This window comes from Streptomyces sp. WG7 (genome assembly GCF_049975785.1).
In the GTDB taxonomy this organism is placed as follows: domain Bacteria; phylum Actinomycetota; class Actinomycetes; order Streptomycetales; family Streptomycetaceae; genus Streptomyces.
Window position 1 is genome coordinate 477,350 of record NZ_JBNGGE010000001.1, and the last position, 16,152, is coordinate 493,501.

The window sequence follows — 16,152 nt, forward strand, 5'->3', positions numbered from 1 at the left end:
CACTGCCCGAGCCACGTGACAAGCCACGGGGGGTGGCCCGGCATCTGCACGCTGCGGCCGATGCCGTGCTCGCGAACTGGGACGCACGGGAACGCGGACCGCTCACGCGGCGCTCACGCGAACGGCCCCGGACGAGACGTCCGGGGCCGAACAGAGCCCTGCTCCCGGGACGCCCCCCGGTTCAGAGCCTTACTCACAGAGCCCCCTGTCGGATTCGAACCGACGACCTACGCATTACAAGTGCGTTGCTCTGGCCATCTGAGCTAAGGAGGCACTCGCGCGGCGGCGCGCGCGGAGGCTGCTCCACTGTACACAGAGCCGGTGAACGATGGGGTTCGAAAATTTCGGCGAAGTTCACAGCCTCACAGGTACTGACAGATCAGGTGAACGCCAGGTACCGTCCTGCCCAGCTTCACCTGTGTGGACTACACCACACCACCTTCCTACAACGGATCGTCCGGCACGTTCCTGCCGGTAGAAGGGGGCCCATTCACCATGGCCACAGTTACGTTCGACAAGGCGACCCGCGTCTACCCGGGTTCCACGAAGCCCGCCGTCGACGGTCTCGACATCGACATCGCGGACGGCGAGTTCCTCGTCCTGGTCGGCCCCTCCGGTTGTGGCAAGTCCACCTCGCTCCGCATGCTCGCGGGCCTCGAGGACGTCAACGGCGGCGCCATCCGCATCGGTGACCGCGACGTCACGCACCTGCCGCCGAAGGACCGGGACATCGCCATGGTGTTCCAGAACTACGCGCTCTACCCGCACATGACGGTCGCCGACAACATGGGCTTCGCGCTCAAGATCGCCGGCGTCAACAAGGCGGAGATCCGCAAGAAGGTCGAGGAGGCCGCGAAGATCCTCGACCTCAGCGAGTACCTGGACCGCAAGCCGAAGGCGCTCTCCGGTGGTCAGCGCCAGCGTGTGGCGATGGGCCGCGCGATCGTGCGTGAGCCCCAGGTGTTCCTCATGGACGAGCCGCTGTCCAACCTGGACGCCAAGCTCCGCGTCTCGACGCGTACGCAGATCGCCTCGCTCCAGCGCCGCCTCGGCATCACCACCGTCTACGTCACCCACGACCAGGTCGAGGCCATGACGATGGGCGACCGCGTGGCGGTCCTGAAGGACGGTCTGCTCCAGCAGGTCGACAGCCCGCGCAACATGTACGACAAGCCCGCCAACCTCTTCGTCGCCGGCTTCATCGGCTCCCCGGCCATGAACCTGGTCGAGGTCCCGATCACCGACGGCGGCGTGAAGTTCGGCAACAGCGTCGTGCCGATCAGCCGCGACGCCCTGAAGGCCGCCTCCGACAAGGGCGACCGCACGGTCACCGTCGGCGTCCGCCCCGAGCACTTCGACGTGGTGGAGCTGGGCGGCGGGGCCGCCAAGAGCCTGTCGAAGGACTCCGCGGACGCCCCGGCGGGCCTCGCGGTCTCGGTGAACGTCGTGGAGGAGACCGGCGCCGACGGTTACATCTACGGCAGCGTCGAGGTCGACGGCGGGACGAAGGACCTCGTGGTCCGCGTCAGCAGCCGTGCGGTGCCGGAGAAGGGCGCGACCGTGCACGTCGTGCCGCGGCCGGGCGAGAGCCACGTCTTCTCGTCCTCCACGGGCGAGCGCCTCACCGACTGAGGACCCGCCCGCCGAGGACCCGCGCGCCGGGAGACCGCGCGCTGAGAAACCACGCGGCCGGGTGAAATCACCCGCGTTGACGGAAAGTGCCCCGCAGCCTGCTGCGGGGCACTTTCCGTTGTCGACAAATACCCCGCCACAACGGACGTTTCGAGCAGCGGACGTCAATGCCCTACCCATTTCCCACCCCTCCCCCTTCCCCTGAACGGGTGACTAAATGTCGCCAAATCATTACCAGGCGCTACCCTCACTCGCGTGAAGCACTCCGTGAAGCACTCCACCACCCGACAGACGCGACGCGGCCGGGGCCCCGCCCGCCGGATCGGCCGCTCTCTCGCCTTCGTCCTGCCCGTCGTCCTGGTGCTCTCCGGGACTCTCGCGGTCACCCGAGTCAACTGGTCGGGAGACCCCGCGGACTCGGTGCTCGCCGCGTCGCAGGCCTCGTCCTCGAAGACGTCCACCGGGACCGCCGCCCGTGCACCGCACGAGGTGCTGCGCGACCGGCTGCTGACCGAACTGCAGGAGGAGGACCCGGGCGTCGCCCTCACCCACCTCCAGGAGGCCGTGAACGAGCGTCCGTCGCTGGCCCGCCACTGCGCGTCGGTCGCCCGCTCCCTCGGCCGCGCGGCGGTCAAGGTGTACGGTCCGACGCGCGCCCAGTCGTACGCGCGCCCCGTCTGCGACACCGCCTTCGCCTCGGGCGTCCTGGCCGCCCACGGCTGAGCCGGCCGGGCCGGCCGAACGGAACACCCTGCGGAGGCCGGCGGGGCGCCGCGTACAGTGCGGGCATGACCGATCCGAACGCCGCGTCCCGCCGCCCCGTTCAAGCCGTCGTCCTGGCCGGCGGACAGGGTTCCCGGCTGCGTCCCTACACCGACGACCGGCCCAAGCCGATGGTCGAGATCCCCGGCACGGGGACTCCGATCATCGGCCACCAGCTCGCCTGGCTCGCCGAGGAGGGCGTGACGGACGTCGTGGTCTCCTGCGGCCATCTGGCCGAGGTGCTGCAGAAGTGGCTGGAGACCGCCGACCTGCCGCTCTCCGTCACCACCGTCGTCGAGACGGAACCCCTCGGCCGCGGCGGCGGCCTCAGGTACGCCGCCGCGCACCTGCCGCACCCGGACCGGCCCTGGTACGCCACGAACGGCGACATCTGGACCCGTTTCTCGCTGCGCGACATGGCCGACTTCCATGCCGAGCGGGACGCCGTCGCGACCCTCGCCCTGGCCCGCCCGCGCCTGCCGTGGGGCGCCGTGCAGACGGACGGCTTCGGCCACATCACCGACTTCATCGAGGCACCGCCGTCGACCTTCGAGATCAACGCCGGTGTCTACGTCTTCTCCCCCGCCTTCGCCACGATGCTCCCGGAGCGCGGCGACCACGAGCGGACGACCTTCCCGAGGCTGGCCCGTGAGCGCCGGCTGGCCGGTTTCCCGATCCCTCAGGGCTCCTACTGGCGCGCGATCGACACCGCGAAGGACCTGACGGAGGCGGCACGGGAACTGGCGGCCCTGGCCGGCCGCTGAGGGACCGCTCCCCCTCCGCGATGCGCTGTTCGTCGAGAGCCGGGAAGACACCCTGGCCGCGTAGCTCGGCATCGGCCTGGAGGTGGCGGTGAAGGGCGATCCGGGGCCCTACGGGACCGGCTTGCGCATGCGACAGGTGCTCGGGGTCGCCGTCCGGGCGGAGTGTCCGGCCAGCTCGGCGGCCTTGTGTTCGACGGCGGTCAGGAAGACTGGCGGGGCGGTTCGGGCACCTCGACAACCGCACGGACTCCAGGAACACCGGAGCATGCCCACCGGCCACCGCGACGCACCGGAAAACTCCAAGATCCCCGACAGGGCCGAGCTCAGCCCATGTTGGCGAATGTGAGCTCGGCCATGACCCAAAGGCCGAAGAGCTGGAGCCCCAGAGCGCCGACCGCCACTCCCGACGCGGCGCCGGTGGTCAGTCGGCGCCGCACCAACCTGTACACAGCAAGCGTGACGGCTGCGACAAAGAGGACCAGGATCACGGAAAGGGGCATATCTACCTCTATGGAAGGATCGCAGCTCGACGGTATGAGCGCACCCGGATAACAGCGTCGACGAATCTCAACCGTCTAGACGAAGTCGGTCGTGCATTGGTTCACCGGGTTCTGAGCGCATCGGAACCTGCGGAAGACCCGCCAAGACTTCGGAAGGGCGGGCGCCGTCTTGTCCGACGGGGCGCGTCACACACATGCGCAGCCGGCAACCGCATGAACGCCCAGTACGCCACCACACTTCTACGAGCCCTGCTCGTTCTGGCGAGCCCCCCGTGTCCTGGAGCTTCTGCATCCGGACTTCACCGGGTTCGGGGCTTCTGTGCGCCGCCTCTTCGCTCCCGTCCGCCAGATCGGCGACCGCCGTACGCGGCTCGCAACGCCCCCGACGGAAGACTGAAGGGCGGGGCCGGGAAGATGTCGGCCACTCATCGTCTGTGAGTGGCCACAACTTCCCGGCCCCGGCACCGGCGTCAGCCCAGGAGGCCGCCCACGAGGCCCCTGCCCGGCTCTCCGGTGGAGGAGGAGCCGCCGCCGTCGCCGCCGCTTCCGGTGCCGGAGCCGCCGGTCGAGCCGCCGCTGCTGCCACCGCCGGTCGCGGTGCCGCCGGAGGTGGGTCCCGAGGTGGTGCTCGGCGCCTGGCGGGCCGGGGAGGACTGCCGCGGCGGGGCCTCGCCCGTGGTGCCCTGGGTCTGGCTGGGGGTGCCGCCGCCGGTGGCGGTGCCGCTGTCGCGGGTCGCTCCGGGGGTCGTCGCGGCGCCCGTGGACGGCGTGGGCGCACCGCTGGTCGCGCCCTGGGTGGGTGATGCGGAGGCCTCCGGGGTCGTCGGCTTCCGCGTGCCGGGTTCCCGCGGGATCGGGGAGCCGGGCAGTTCGTTGCGCGGGGACTCGCCGGGCCCGGGGACGATCACGCGGTCGGCGTCCCGGACGGCACCGCCGAGCAGCGAGCCGACGAGGAGGGTGATGCCGGTGACGAGGAAGGTGACGAGGGCGCCGCGGCGCAGGACGTAGCGGCGCAGGTCCCAGATGTCGGCGCGGGGGCCGAGGCGGCGCCAGGCGCTGCCGGCGAGCCGGCCGTCCACCGAGTAGACCGGGGCACCGGCGATGATCAGCGGCGACCAGGCGGCGAGGTAGATGATGTCGGGCGCGTCGTAGACGGGGACGCTCTTCCAGCTGACGGTGACGAGGAGCGCCGCGGACAGGCCCGCGCCGATGACGGCGCCGACGCGCTGCCAGCAGCCCAGGACGGTCAGGACGCCCACGATCACCTGGAGGAAGGCGATGACGAGTCCGGAGCCGACGGGGTGGGCGAGGGCGAACTGGCGCAGCGGCTCGGCGATGTCCCAGGGGTGCAGGGTGTTGAGCCACTTGACCATGGAGCCGCGTTCGCCGCCGTCGAAGTAGACGGGGTCGCAGAGCTTGCCCATGCCGGCGTAGACGGAGATGAAGCCGAGGAAGACGCGCAGCGGCAGCAGCACGACGCCGAGGTTCATGCGGCGGCCGGGGAAGTAGGCGTGCCGCGCCGGGTCGTCGGCGTGGCGCCGGGCGCGCGGTCCGGCCGGTTCCGGGCCGTCGTCGTACTCGTCGTCGTAGTCGTCGTAGTCGTCGTGCCCGGGGGCCGGGTCGAAGTCCTCGCCGGTGTAGGCGGGTTCGTCGTAGGCGCTGCCGACGGTACGCATGGCGGGCAGCAGCCGGGTGCCGTCGGGGGCGGGGCCGCGCTGCGCGCCGACGAGGGGGGTCTCGATGGTCTGGGTGGCGGGGCCGTCGTCGTAGCCGTCGTAGCCCGGGGCGCCCTCGTCGAAGCCGTCCCGGTGGATGACCTGGGTGGCTCCGGCGTCGGCGCCCTGCTCGTCGGTGTGGTGACCGGCTCCGGCCCGCACCGCCTGGAGCAGCCGGTGGGCGCCGGTGTCGTCCGGGTCGGACCGCCCGCTCCAGACGACGGCGCGACGGCGGGCGGGCGCCGGGGCGGCGGGCCCCGCGGTGCCCGCGAGGGGCATGCGGGCGGTGTCCTGGGTGGCGCTCAAGTGCCGCGCGATCCGCGGGGACCGGGTCCGCCGCGCGGAGGCACCGAGCTGCACGCGGAAGCTCGCGTGATTGACGATGACCTGGGCCGGATCGCTCGGCACCTTCACCATGCTCAGCGCGGGAGCGTCGTCGATTCCCGACGAGCGGTCCCCCGTGGGTGTGCGGGGTGTTCTGGTGTCCACACTCATCTAACCGAGTGACGTGTCGTTAGGACACTGCCTTGACCGCCCGGATCTGTCCGGACCGCGTCAAGCTTGTCCGGAGAGCCGGGAAAACCCCGTGTGGGCGACCGCGCCGAACACCCGTTCTCCGTTCGGCGCGCCGCCCCTCACTCGGCGACGCCGGCGCGGCGCCTCGTACGGCACGGTCCCCGCCGCGACACCGGCGGCCCCATCCTTCTGCCCCGCTCGCACAACCGCGCCGCTCGCACGACCGCGCCGCTCGCACGGCCGCGCGGCTTCCCACGGCCGCGCCGGCCTCCGACCGGCGGTCACCGCACCCCGAGCCCGTGTCAGACCCGCCGGCGCGACGCCTCGTACAGCACGATCCCCGCCGCGACACCGGCGTTCAGCGACTCCGCACCGCCGGGCATCGGAATCCGCACCCGGACGTCGCACGTCTCGCCGACCAGCCGCGACAGGCCCTTGCCCTCGCTGCCGACGACGATGACGACCGGACCCGACAGTGCCTCCAGGTCGCCGAGTTCGGCCTCGCCGTCGGCGGCGAGGCCGACGACCGTGATCCCGGCCTTCTGGTAGGTCTCCAGCGCCCGCGTGAGGTTGGTGGCGCGGGCCACCGGCGTGCGGGCGGCCGTGCCGGCGGACGTCTTCCAGGCGCCCGCCGTCATGCCGGCCGCGCGCCGCTCGGGCACGACGACGCCGTGGCCGCCGAAGGCGGAGACGGAGCGGACGACGGCACCGAGGTTGCGCGGGTCGGTGACACCGTCGAGGGCGACGATCAGCGGGTCCGCGCCCTCGTCGTGGGCGGCGGCGACCAGGTCCTCGGGGTGCGCGTACTCGTACGGCGGGACCTGGAGGACAAGCCCCTGGTGGTTGAGCCCGTTGGTCATCCGGTCGAGCTCGGGACGCGGCGCCTCCATGAGGTTGATGCCGCCGCGCTCGGCCGCGAGCTGGAGGGCCTCGCGCACCCGCTCGTCGTTGTCGATGAACTGCTGGACGTAGAGCGTCGAGGCGGGCACGCCTTCGCGCAGCGCCTCGTAGACGGGGTTGCGGCCGACGACGAGTTCGGACGTCGACCGGCCTCCCCCGCGTCGCTGCGGCGTACGTCCCGTGGCGCGGCGTGCCTTCGCGTTGGCGGCACGCTGCTTGGCGTGCCCCTTGCGCATCTCGGCGGGGGGCGTCGGCCCCTTGCCTTCCAGGCCCCGGCGTCGCTTGCCGCCGCTGCCGACCTGCGCGCCCTTCTTGCCGGACATGCGGCGGTTGTTCGCGGCCATGAGTTACCTGTCTCCGCTCTCTACGGGAGTGTGCGTCGTACGTGCGTTGTATGCAGTGTGCCGCCCGGGGGGCCGGGCGGCACAATCGATCTACGGAAACCCGCGGGGTCCACGGGCCCGGACTTCGGTGACCGGGCCCGGGGTCAGCGGGAGCCGAGGCTCCAGCGGGGCCCCTGCGGACCGTCCTCGATGACCAGGCCGGACTGTCCCAGCTGGTCGCGGATGGCGTCCGCGGTGGGCCAGTCCTTACGGGCCCGCGCGGCCTCGCGCTGGTCGAGGACGAGCCGTACGAGGCTGTCGACGACGTGCCTCAGGTCCTCGCCCTGCTCCTGCTCCCCGGCCCAGTGCGGGTCCAGCGGGTCGAGGCCGAGTACCCCGAGCATCGCACGGACCTCGGCGAGGCGGGCGACCGCGGCCTCCTTGTCGTCGGCTGCCAGCGCGCTGTTGCCCTGCCGGACGGTGGTGTGCACGACGGCGAGGGCGCCCGGGACGCCCAGGTCGTCGTCCATCGCCTCGGCGAAGGCGGGCGGCACGTCGGCGGCGGGCTCGCCGGCGTGGCCGGCGAGCTCGGTGACGCGCTGCACGAAGCCCTCGATCCGCGCGTACGCCGACTCGGCCTCGCGCAGGGACTCCTCGCTGTACTCGATGGTGGAGCGGTAGTGCGGGGTGCCCAGGTAGTACCGGAGCACGACCGGGCGCCACTGCTTGACCATCTCGCTCACGAGCACGCTGTTGCCGAGCGACTTGGACATCTTCTCGCCGCTCATGGTGACCCAGGCGTTGTGCACCCAGTACCGGGCGAAGGCGTCGCCGAAGCCGCGGGCCTGGGCGATCTCGTTCTCGTGGTGCGGGAAGATCAGGTCGATCCCGCCGCCGTGGATGTCGAACTCCTCACCCAGGTACTTGTGCGCCATGGCGGAGCACTCCAGGTGCCACCCCGGGCGGCCCCGGCCCCACGGCGTCTCCCAGCTGGGCTCGCCGGGCTTGGCCGCCTTCCACATGGCGAAGTCCCGCGGGTCCCGCTTGCCGCTCTCGCCCTCCCCGGAGGGCTGGCGCAGCTCGTCGAGGTCCTGGTTGGACAGCGACAGGTACCCGGGCAGGGAGCGTACGTCGAAGTAGACGTTGCCGTCGGCCTCGTAGGCGTGGCCGCGCTCGATGAGGCCGCGCATCATCTCGACCATCTCGGTGATGTGGCCGGTGGCGCGGGGCTCGTAGGTGGGCGGCAGGCAGCCGAGGGCGTCGTAGGCGTCGTTGAACGCCCGCTCGTTGTCGTACCCGATGGACCACCAGGGGCGGTTCTGGTCCGCCGCCTTCCTGATGATCTTGTCGTCGATGTCGGTGACGTTGCGGATGAAGGTGACGTCGTAGCCGCGGTACGCGAACCAGCGGCGCATGATGTCGAAGTTCAGCCCCGACCGGATGTGCCCGATGTGCGGGGCGGCCTGCACGGTGGCACCGCACAGGTAGATCGAGACGCAGCCCGGCGTGAGGGGGGCGAAGTCACGGATCTGCCGGGCGCTGGTGTCGTACAGGCGAATAGTCACGGGTCCAGGGTAGTAGGCGCGGGGCAGTGCCAGGGGCGCACTTGCCCGCTTGTTGCCCGACCGAGTCGGTGAGACGGGGGGAGGGAAGGGGACGGGAGGGGACGGGAGGGGGAGTCTCTTGTCCGATGGCCGGCCGAGTCGGCTGGTCGGTGGGTGCGGGGCCGGGGGCCAGGTGACGGGGCGGAGCCCCTGCCGGGTGGGGGGCCGAAGCCCGTACCGGAGCGCGGGGCCGAGCCCCTGCCGGGTGCGGGGACGAAACCCGTACCGGAGCATGGGGCCGGAACCCGAGCCGGGGTACGGGGGCGGAACCCGAGCCGGAGCGCGGGGACGAGCCCCGTACGGCACCACCCCCGCCGCACCGTCACAGGCGGCGCCCTGCACCGCACCCCGCACTCACTCCACCCGCGCCACCAACGCCGTGGCCACCGCCATCAGCCCTTCCCCCCGTCCGGGGAACCCGAGCCCGTCCGTCGTCGCCCCCGATACGGACACCGGCGCCCCCACCGCCTCGGACAGCACCTTCTGCGCTTCCTCGCGGCGCTTGCCGACCTTCGGCCGGTCACCTACCACCTGCACTGCGACGTTCCCGATCCGGAACCCCGCCGCCCGTACGATCCGCGCGGCCTCCGTCAGGAGCGTCACCCCGGACGCCCCGGACCACTCGGGCCGCCCGGTGCCGAAGTGCCGGCCCAGGTCGCCGACCCCCGCGGCGGAGAACAGCGCGTTGCACGCCGCGTGGGCGACGACGTCCGCGTCGGAGTGGCCGGCCAGCCCGGCCCCTTCGCCCTCCCATTTGAGTCCGGCGCACCACAGTTCACGTCCGTCCTCGAACGCGTGGATGTCCGTACCGATCCCGACCTGCGGCAGCACGGGGAGTCCGTCCGTCTCAGAAGCCATCGTTCAGCCTCCTGCGCGCCAGTACGGCCTCCGCCAGCACCAGGTCGAGCGGCCGTGTCACCTTGAACGCCTCTTCGTGTCCCGGCACGACCATCACCGTCAGCCCGAGTTGTTCGACCATGCTCGCGTCGTCGGTGACGTTGTCGCTCACCGTCTCGTGGGCGCGCACCAGCGTCTCCCGGTCGAATCCCTGCGGTGTCTGCACCGCCCGCAGCCGCGCCCGTTCCGGCGTCGCCACCACCGGCTCCGGCTCGCCCGGGACGGCGGCGGGCTCGACCTGCTTGACCGTGTCGGCGAGCGGCAGCGCCGGCACCACGGCGGGCGCGCCCTCCCGTACTGCCTCGATCACGGCGTCCACCGTGTCGACCGGCACCAGCGGCCGGGCCGCGTCGTGCACGAGGACGGTGTCGTAGTCGGCCGGCAGCGCGTCCAGGCCGAGCCGTACGGACTCCTGCCGCGACTCGCCGCCCGGTACGACGAGGAAGTCCGTCCTCTCCGGCAGCGCGTGGGCGTCGAGCAGGCTCTTGACCTCGGTGGCTCCGTCGGGCGGGGCCACGACGACGACCAGGGAGACCGCACGGGAGGCGGCCATCGCCCGGACGGCGTGGATGAGCATGGGAGTACCGCCCAGCGCACGCAGCGCTTTCGGGGCTCCCGGTCCAAGCCGTACGCCCCGGCCGGCGGCGGGAATCACGGCCGCGGTCCGGGTGTTCGCACGGGCGTCGGTGGGCATCTCGGCGGGCGAGGGACGCGATTCGTCAGACATCGGTTCCTGTCAGGTTTGTGTGCTCGACCAAGTTGGGTATGGCCTCACCGTGCCGGGCGCGACGCCTTGACCGGACCCTTCCGTGACCCTGGTCGAGCCAGCAGCCCGGGCCCGGCACGCCAGGACCGGGGGAATTCTCCCGGGACGGGCCTCCGAAGACGAATGAGGGGACGGACCCGGCTCCCGGGTGCGAACATGCCGCAGCGCCCGGCGACAGCAGAAATGTCATCGGGCACCGCGGCATTCAGTGCGCTGAACCGGGCGTGCAGCGGGCTGCGTCTCGCCTCAGGAGGCGAGCACCTCGTCGAGCAGGGCCTCCGCCTTGTCCTCGTTGGTGTTCTCCGCAAGCGCGAGCTCGCTCACCAGGATCTGGCGGGCCTTGGCGAGCATGCGCTTCTCACCGGCGGAGAGTCCGCGCTCGCGCTCGCGCCGCCACAGATCGCGTACGACTTCCGCGACCTTGATGACGTCGCCGGAGGCGAGCTTCTCCAGGTTTGCCTTGTAACGACGCGACCAGTTCGTGGGCTCCTCGGCATACGGCGCGCGCAGCACCTCGAAGACCCGGTCCAGTCCGTCCTGACCGACCACATCACGCACGCCGACGAACTCCGCATTGTCCGCTGGCACACGTACCGTCAGGTCACCCTGGGCGACCTTCAGCACCAAGTAGGTCTTGTCCACGCCTTTGATCTGGCGAGTTTCGATAGCCTCGATCAGCGCGGCCCCGTGATGGGGATAGACCACGGTGTCGCCAACCTTGAACGTCATGTGACAGGTACCCCTTCCGTGGCTATCCAGGGTAACACGGAAACGGCGTCTTCTGAATGGCGTTTTCGCAGGTCAGGGCATATCTCGGGGCTTGACAACAGCGACGGGAACGTGCTGCGCGGAGCGAGCGGAAGAAAGTATTCGCAGGTCGGAGCGGCTCTTCGGGCCGGGCGAAACGTGCACGTCACACACCCCCGGAGGCCCGTTCACCCGCCCGAAGGTTCCCTTATGTCCGGTTCCAGGCGTGCGACTTCCGCTACTCCGTTCGGTGACCTGGGCGGGGTTCCGGACGAATCCGGAATTGATCACGAGGGTCCTCCGGCCGGCCCTCGGATGATCAATTTCCTGGCCGTCCGCGCATTCCTTCACGCAAAATTCGCGCACCGATCGGCGACTCGTATGGCGTGGGGCCTCTTATATGAATGAGGGACGCGCGCAAGCGGCAAAGCGACCGGGACGCGGCCCTGGAGGCACCGGGGAGGGCACCAGGGAGCACCGGGCGGAGGACGGCCGGGGAACCGGGCGGAGGACGGCCGGGGAACCGGGGGGAGACCGGCTGGGGAACCGGGGGGAGACCGGCCGGGGGCCAGGCGGAGACCGGCCGGGGGGCCAGGCGGAGACCGGGAAGAGCGCGGCGCGCACTCCGCGCCTACCGCCTGCCGGGCGAAGCCCGCGGCTCGGGGGAGGGTCGGGTGCGGCGCCCGGGGAACGGCTCGGTAGCCTAAGCCCTGCTGACAGTCACTTAGGGCGGCTTTATCCGTTGCCGCCACCCCGCTCGAGTCCAAGGAGTTGCCGCCGCCGTGAGCAGCAGCCTTCGACGCGGTGCCCTCGCCGCCGCCGCCATCGCGTTCTCGATCGCCTCGCTCGCCGCGTGCGGTGCCGGTCACAACGCCCAGACGCTGGAGATCAAGCCGGACAACGCTGCGACGACCGTCGGTGACATCCAGATCCAGAACGCGATCGTCATCACGCAGCCCGACCCGGAGTCGACCGGCCCGGCCGCGGTCTCCGCCACCCTGTTCAACAACGGCCGCACGGACCAGACCCTCGAGTCCATCACCGTGGACGGCGCCGGCGAGCCCGTCGAGCTGAAGCCCGCCGAGGGCGAGGAGGGCGCCGGCGACGGTCTGACCGTCCCGGCCGGCGGTTCCCTGATCCTCGGCGGCGAGGGCAACGCCTCGGCCGTCCTGACCGGCGGCCGCGAGGCCGTCGAGGACGGCGACGCGCAGAAGGTCACCTTCGCCCTCAGCAAGACCGGCGACGTGAGCCTGGAGGCGTTCGTCGTCCCCGCCGACAGCTACTTCTCCGAGTGGGGCCCGAGCGACGTGCCGGCCGCGCCCGGCGCGTCGTCGCAGCCGTCGCAGGAGACCTCCGGGGAGCCGTCCGACGGCGAGTCCGCGGGCGGCCCGTCGGACGGCGAGACCTCCGGCGCCCCGTCCGACGGCGAGACGTCCGGGACCGAGGACGCCGCCGGAACCGGTGAGTCCGCGGGTACCGGCACGGAGACGGACGCCTCCTCGCAGGAGGAAACGGCCGGCCACTGAGCCCCGTACCACCGCTCGTACCGCGCGAAGGGCGGGACCTCTGCAGAGAGGTCCCGCCCTTCGCCGTACGGGGTTGTCCGTACGTCACGCACGGGCGCGGGGCCGGCGGTACCGACCGCACCGGCCGCGCAGGCCGCTCTACGGCTCGAACTTGTAACCGAGCCCCCGCACCGTCACCAGGTACCGCGGCGCGCCCGGGTCGGGCTCGATCTTGGCGCGCAGCCGCTTGACGTGGACGTCGAGGGTCTTGGTGTCACCGACGTAGTCGGCGCCCCAGACCCGGTCGATCAGCTGCATGCGGGTCAGCACGCGGCCGGCGTTGCGCAGGAGCATCTCCAGCAGGTCGAACTCCTTGAGCGGCAGGTCGACCTTGGTGCCGCCCACGGTCACGACGTGCCGGTCGACGTCCATGCGGACGGGGCCGGCCTCCAGTGCGGCGGGGGCGACCTCCTCCGGCTCGCCGCGGCGGCGCAGCACGGCACGGATGCGGGCGACCAGCTCGCGGGAGGAGAAGGGCTTGGTGACGTAGTCGTCGGCCCCTATCTCCAGGCCCACGACCTTGTCGATCTCACTGTCCTTGGCGGTCACCATGATCACGGGGACGTTCGAGCGGCCGCGCAGCTGGCGGCACACCTCGGTGCCGGGCAGTCCGGGCAGCATCAGGTCGAGGAGGACGAGGTCGGCGCCGTTGCGCTCGAACTCGTCGAGTCCGTCGGGCCCGGTGGTCGCGACGGCGACCTCGAAGCCCTCCTTGCGGAGCATGTACGACAGGACGTCGGAGAAGGACTCCTCGTCCTCGACGACGAGCACACGGGTCACGGAAGGACCTCCGGGGCGGGAAGCGTTTCGTACGGGGAAGTGTGGGGGGATGAAGAAGCGGACCGCCCGTTCTCGGCGATTTCTCCGTGTTCCACGTGTCCCAGGTCCATCTGTTCGACCTGGTCCACGCGGTTCTCGTGGTCATCGCGGGCGGCCCGCCGCGGTGCGCGGTCACGGGCGGCGCTGCCCGACTCCGGCAGTCGCAGGGTGAAAGTGGAGCCCTGGCCTTCGGCGCTCCACACCGTGACCTCCCCGCCGTGCGAGGCGACCACGTGCTTGACGATCGCGAGACCCAGACCGGTGCCTCCGGTGGCCCGGGAGCGGGCCGGGTCGACGCGGTAGAAGCGCTCGAAGACGCGCTCCTTGTCCTTGTCGGAGATGCCGATGCCCTGGTCGGTCACGGCGATCTCGATCAGGTCGCCGCCGGGGGCGCCCACGCGACGGGCTGCTATGCCGACGCGGGTGCGGGCGGGCGAGTAGTTGACGGCGTTCTCGACGAGGTTGCCGAGGGCGGCGGCGAGCTGGCCGCGGTTGCCGCGTACGTGCAGATCCGCCGTTCCTCCGGCGGCCATGGTGATCTGCTTGGTACCGGCTGCCTGCCGGCAGCGGTCGATGGCCTCGGCGACCAGCTCGTCCACCCGGACGGGCTCGGCGTCGTCGAGGGGTGCGTCGTTCTGGACGCGGGACAGGTCGATGAGCTCCTGCACGAGGTTGGTGAGCCGGGTCGCCTCGATCTGCATGCGCCCGGCGAACCGCTCCACCGCCTCCGGGTCGTCCGAGGCGTCCATGACGGCCTCGGAGAGCAGGGAGAGCGCCCCGACCGGCGTCTTCAGTTCGTGGCTCACGTTGGCGACGAAGTCGCGCCGTACGGCCTCGATCCGCCGGGCCTCGGTGAGGTCCTCGACGAGCAGCAGCACCAGCCGCGACCCGAGGGGCGCGACGCGCGCGGAGACGGCGAGCGCCTCCCCCCGACCGTTCCCCCGCCTCGGCAGGTCCAGCTCGACCTGCCGTATCTCCCCGTCCCGCCGGGTGTCCCGGGCCATCTGCAGCATGGGCTCGACGGCGAGCTTGCCGCCCCGGACCAGGCCGAGGGCGTACGCCGCCGAGCTGGCCTTGACCACCGCGTCGGCCTCGTCGAGGACGACCGCGGAGGAACGGAGCACCGACAGGACGGTGTCCACGCCGGGCGGGAGCACGGGATCGGTGTGCAGGGAGGTGCGGGTGGGGCGGCGCTGGTCGCGCTCGCTCCAGCGGAACGCCAGCATGGCGATGACGCCGGTGAGTACTCCGGCGATCGCTGCCACTGCGGCGACCGCCGCGTTCACGTCCATGCGTCCAGGTTAGGCATGCCGAACGGCCCCGCCCCAGCCATCGGACTGCGACCTCGAACACTCGTCGCCCAGAGTTCACCTTGGAGCCAGGGATGGTTCATTTGTGGTGCCGGAAACGGACGCGTACGGGCCGGAACGTGTAAGCGTGGGGGCACGGTGAGGGGTTGCGAGCCGGTGCGAGCCAGTGCGAGCCCCCTAAATGGACGTACGAGAGGGAACCCTGATGCGGGACGCGTACCACGAGGAACTGGATTCGATCGGCGACAGTCTGGTGGAGATGGCCCGGCTGGTCGGATCGGCGATCGGACGCGCCACGACCGCCATCCTCGACTCCGACCTGAAGCTCGCCGAGAACGTGATCGAGGGCGACCAGAAGGTCGACGAGCTCCACCACGAACTGGAGGCCCGGGCGATAGCCCTGCTGGCCCGGCAGCAGCCGGTGGCGACGGACCTGCGCATCGTCGTCACCTCGCTGCGGATGTCGGCCGACCTGGAGCGCTCGGGCGACCTGGCCCAGCACGTGGCCAAGCTGGCCCGGCTGCGCTACCCGGAGCGTGCGGTGCCGCACGACCTGCACGCCACCATCCTGGAGATGGGCCAGCTCGCGCAGCGCCTGATGGCCAAGGCGGCCGAAGTGATCATCACCAAGGACGTCGACCTGGCCCTCCAGCTGGAGCAGGACGACGACGCGATGGACCTCCTCCACCGCACCCTCTTCCAGCACCTGATGGACGACCGCTGGAAGCACGGCATCGAGACGGCCGTGGACGTCACCCTCCTCGGCCGCTACTACGAGCGCTACGCCGACCACGCCGTCGCGGTCGCCAAGCGGGTGGTCTACCTGGTCACCGGCGAACACGCGGACGACTTCCAGCCGGACATCCAGCCGCCGACGCAGGCCGAAGGGGCCTGACGCAGGCCGGGCGGAACCGGCCCGGCGGAAGGGGTCCGGGGGGGGGACGGGTCCGGGGGGGGACGGGTCGAGGGGGACAGGTCGGCAGGACGGATCGGGCCGGTCGGCCCGGTCGGACGGCCCGGTCGGACGGCCCGGTCGGGCGGGCGGGCCGGGCGGGCAGGCCGGGGGCGCGCGCGTTCGCCCCAATGCGCCGTTGCTGCGACTGGCTCCCGGGGCGTGCAATGGGCCCAGGCACCAGCCTCCAGGAGGAACCATGGCCGATTCCCCCAGCACCAGTCCCGACCCCGCACAGGAACGCCCCACCGAACAGCCGCCCGAGACCCGCAGCCTGCCCCTGGTCGCCGCGTGCGGCTGCGGCTCGGGCTGCGGCTGCGGCTGCCAGTCGGGCAATCCCTGCCAGTGCGGCTGACGCGGTAAGCAGCGAAGAGCGGTAC

General features: G+C 71.7%; 15 protein-coding genes and 1 tRNA gene. 6 read left to right on the plus strand and 10 right to left on the minus strand.

What is annotated here, in order from left to right:
- Positions 1 to 199: 199 nt before the first annotated feature.
- Positions 200 to 273 (minus strand) — tRNA-Thr (locus ACP4J0_RS02140).
- Between the two features lie 222 nt (positions 274 to 495).
- Between ACP4J0_RS02140 and msiK the strand changes: the two genes are divergently transcribed.
- The 3 genes from msiK (at position 496) to ACP4J0_RS02155 (ending at position 3,158) form a co-directional block, all read left to right on the plus strand.
- Positions 496 to 1,632, plus strand: coding sequence for a diacetylchitobiose ABC transporter ATP-binding protein MsiK (gene msiK / locus ACP4J0_RS02145; protein WP_426596863.1), 1,137 nt, complete (start codon positions 496 to 498; stop codon positions 1,630 to 1,632).
- A gap of 267 nt (positions 1,633 to 1,899) precedes the next feature.
- Complete coding sequence (locus tag ACP4J0_RS02150; RefSeq protein ID WP_426596918.1) at positions 1,900 to 2,355, plus strand: hypothetical protein; 456 nt, start codon at positions 1,900 to 1,902, stop codon at positions 2,353 to 2,355.
- Positions 2,356 to 2,420: 65 nt separating this feature from the next.
- Positions 2,421 to 3,158: a nucleotidyltransferase family protein gene (locus ACP4J0_RS02155; protein WP_426555613.1), complete on the plus strand. Its 738-nt coding sequence runs from the start codon at positions 2,421 to 2,423 to the stop codon at positions 3,156 to 3,158.
- Between the two features lie 323 nt (positions 3,159 to 3,481).
- Here ACP4J0_RS02155 and ACP4J0_RS02160 read toward each other — a convergent pair whose 3' ends face one another.
- From ACP4J0_RS02160 to ACP4J0_RS02190, 7 genes are all read right to left on the minus strand, one after another.
- Positions 3,482 to 3,646: a hypothetical protein gene (locus tag ACP4J0_RS02160; protein WP_426596864.1), complete on the minus strand. Its 165-nt coding sequence runs from the start codon at positions 3,644 to 3,646 to the stop codon at positions 3,482 to 3,484.
- 482 nt (positions 3,647 to 4,128) lie between these two features.
- Entirely contained in the window at positions 4,129 to 5,868 is a 1,740-nt protein-coding gene (locus ACP4J0_RS02165) for a DoxX family membrane protein (protein ID WP_426596865.1), read from the minus strand.
- Positions 5,869 to 6,191: 323 nt separating this feature from the next.
- Positions 6,192 to 7,133 (minus strand): 23S rRNA (guanosine(2251)-2'-O)-methyltransferase RlmB, encoded by a 942-nt coding sequence (rlmB, locus tag ACP4J0_RS02170; RefSeq protein WP_426596866.1) that lies wholly within the window; start codon positions 7,131 to 7,133, stop codon positions 6,192 to 6,194.
- 143 nt (positions 7,134 to 7,276) lie between these two features.
- Entirely contained in the window at positions 7,277 to 8,677 is a 1,401-nt protein-coding gene (cysS, locus tag ACP4J0_RS02175; protein WP_426596867.1) for a cysteine--tRNA ligase, read from the minus strand.
- A gap of 393 nt (positions 8,678 to 9,070) precedes the next feature.
- Positions 9,071 to 9,574, minus strand: coding sequence for a 2-C-methyl-D-erythritol 2,4-cyclodiphosphate synthase (ispF, locus tag ACP4J0_RS02180; protein WP_426596868.1), 504 nt, complete (start codon positions 9,572 to 9,574; stop codon positions 9,071 to 9,073).
- Positions 9,564 to 10,340 carry a 2-C-methyl-D-erythritol 4-phosphate cytidylyltransferase gene (gene ispD, locus ACP4J0_RS02185; protein WP_426596869.1) on the minus strand — a complete coding sequence of 259 codons (777 nt, stop codon included), beginning with the start codon at positions 10,338 to 10,340 and terminating at the stop codon, positions 9,564 to 9,566. Before ispD ends, ispF begins: the two co-directional genes overlap by 11 nt.
- 285 nt (positions 10,341 to 10,625) lie before the next feature.
- Positions 10,626 to 11,108 carry a CarD family transcriptional regulator gene (locus ACP4J0_RS02190; RefSeq protein ID WP_003953493.1) on the minus strand — a complete coding sequence of 161 codons (483 nt, stop codon included), beginning with the start codon at positions 11,106 to 11,108 and terminating at the stop codon, positions 10,626 to 10,628.
- 800 nt (positions 11,109 to 11,908) lie between these two features.
- Here ACP4J0_RS02190 and ACP4J0_RS02195 point away from each other — a divergent pair.
- Positions 11,909 to 12,652 carry a copper chaperone PCu(A)C gene (locus tag ACP4J0_RS02195; protein WP_426596870.1) on the plus strand — a complete coding sequence of 248 codons (744 nt, stop codon included), beginning with the start codon at positions 11,909 to 11,911 and terminating at the stop codon, positions 12,650 to 12,652.
- Between the two features lie 138 nt (positions 12,653 to 12,790).
- On the opposite strand, the gene ACP4J0_RS02200 is transcribed toward ACP4J0_RS02195, so the two are convergent.
- Together ACP4J0_RS02200 and ACP4J0_RS02205 are read right to left on the minus strand one after the other, a co-directional pair.
- A complete protein-coding gene (locus ACP4J0_RS02200) occupies positions 12,791 to 13,471 on the minus strand; it encodes a response regulator transcription factor (protein ID WP_043381903.1) in 681 nt (226 codons plus the stop codon).
- A complete protein-coding gene (locus ACP4J0_RS02205) occupies positions 13,468 to 14,802 on the minus strand; it encodes a sensor histidine kinase (RefSeq protein WP_426596871.1) in 1,335 nt (444 codons plus the stop codon). Before ACP4J0_RS02205 ends, ACP4J0_RS02200 begins: the two co-directional genes overlap by 4 nt.
- A 223-nt stretch (positions 14,803 to 15,025) precedes the next feature.
- Between ACP4J0_RS02205 and phoU the strand changes: the two genes are divergently transcribed.
- Entirely contained in the window at positions 15,026 to 15,715 is a 690-nt protein-coding gene (phoU, locus tag ACP4J0_RS02210; protein ID WP_426596872.1) for a phosphate signaling complex protein PhoU, read from the plus strand.
- Positions 15,716 to 15,971: 256 nt separating this feature from the next.
- Positions 15,972 to 16,127: a hypothetical protein gene (locus ACP4J0_RS02215; RefSeq protein ID WP_426596873.1), complete on the plus strand. Its 156-nt coding sequence runs from the start codon at positions 15,972 to 15,974 to the stop codon at positions 16,125 to 16,127.
- Positions 16,128 to 16,152: the final 25 nt, after the last annotated feature.

Bases quoted from the DNA above. Each gene is read 5' to 3' on its own strand.
- ACP4J0_RS02190 (WP_003953493.1), bottom strand. From the start codon at position 11,108: ATGACGTTCAAGGTTGGCGACACCGTGGTCTATCCCCATCACGGGGCC.
- ACP4J0_RS02205 (WP_426596871.1), bottom strand. From the start codon at position 14,802: ATGGACGTGAACGCGGCGGTCGCCGCAGTGGCAGCGATCGCCGGAGTA.
- ispD (WP_426596869.1), bottom strand. From the start codon at position 10,340: ATGTCTGACGAATCGCGTCCCTCGCCCGCCGAGATGCCCACCGACGCC.
- ispF (WP_426596868.1), bottom strand. From the start codon at position 9,574: ATGGCTTCTGAGACGGACGGACTCCCCGTGCTGCCGCAGGTCGGGATC.
- ACP4J0_RS02155 (WP_426555613.1), top strand. From the start codon at position 2,421: ATGACCGATCCGAACGCCGCGTCCCGCCGCCCCGTTCAAGCCGTCGTC.
- msiK (WP_426596863.1), top strand. From the start codon at position 496: ATGGCCACAGTTACGTTCGACAAGGCGACCCGCGTCTACCCGGGTTCC.
- ACP4J0_RS02165 (WP_426596865.1), bottom strand. From the start codon at position 5,868: ATGAGTGTGGACACCAGAACACCCCGCACACCCACGGGGGACCGCTCG.
- ACP4J0_RS02215 (WP_426596873.1), top strand. From the start codon at position 15,972: ATGGCCGATTCCCCCAGCACCAGTCCCGACCCCGCACAGGAACGCCCC.
- phoU (WP_426596872.1), top strand. From the start codon at position 15,026: ATGCGGGACGCGTACCACGAGGAACTGGATTCGATCGGCGACAGTCTG.
- rlmB (WP_426596866.1), bottom strand. From the start codon at position 7,133: ATGGCCGCGAACAACCGCCGCATGTCCGGCAAGAAGGGCGCGCAGGTC.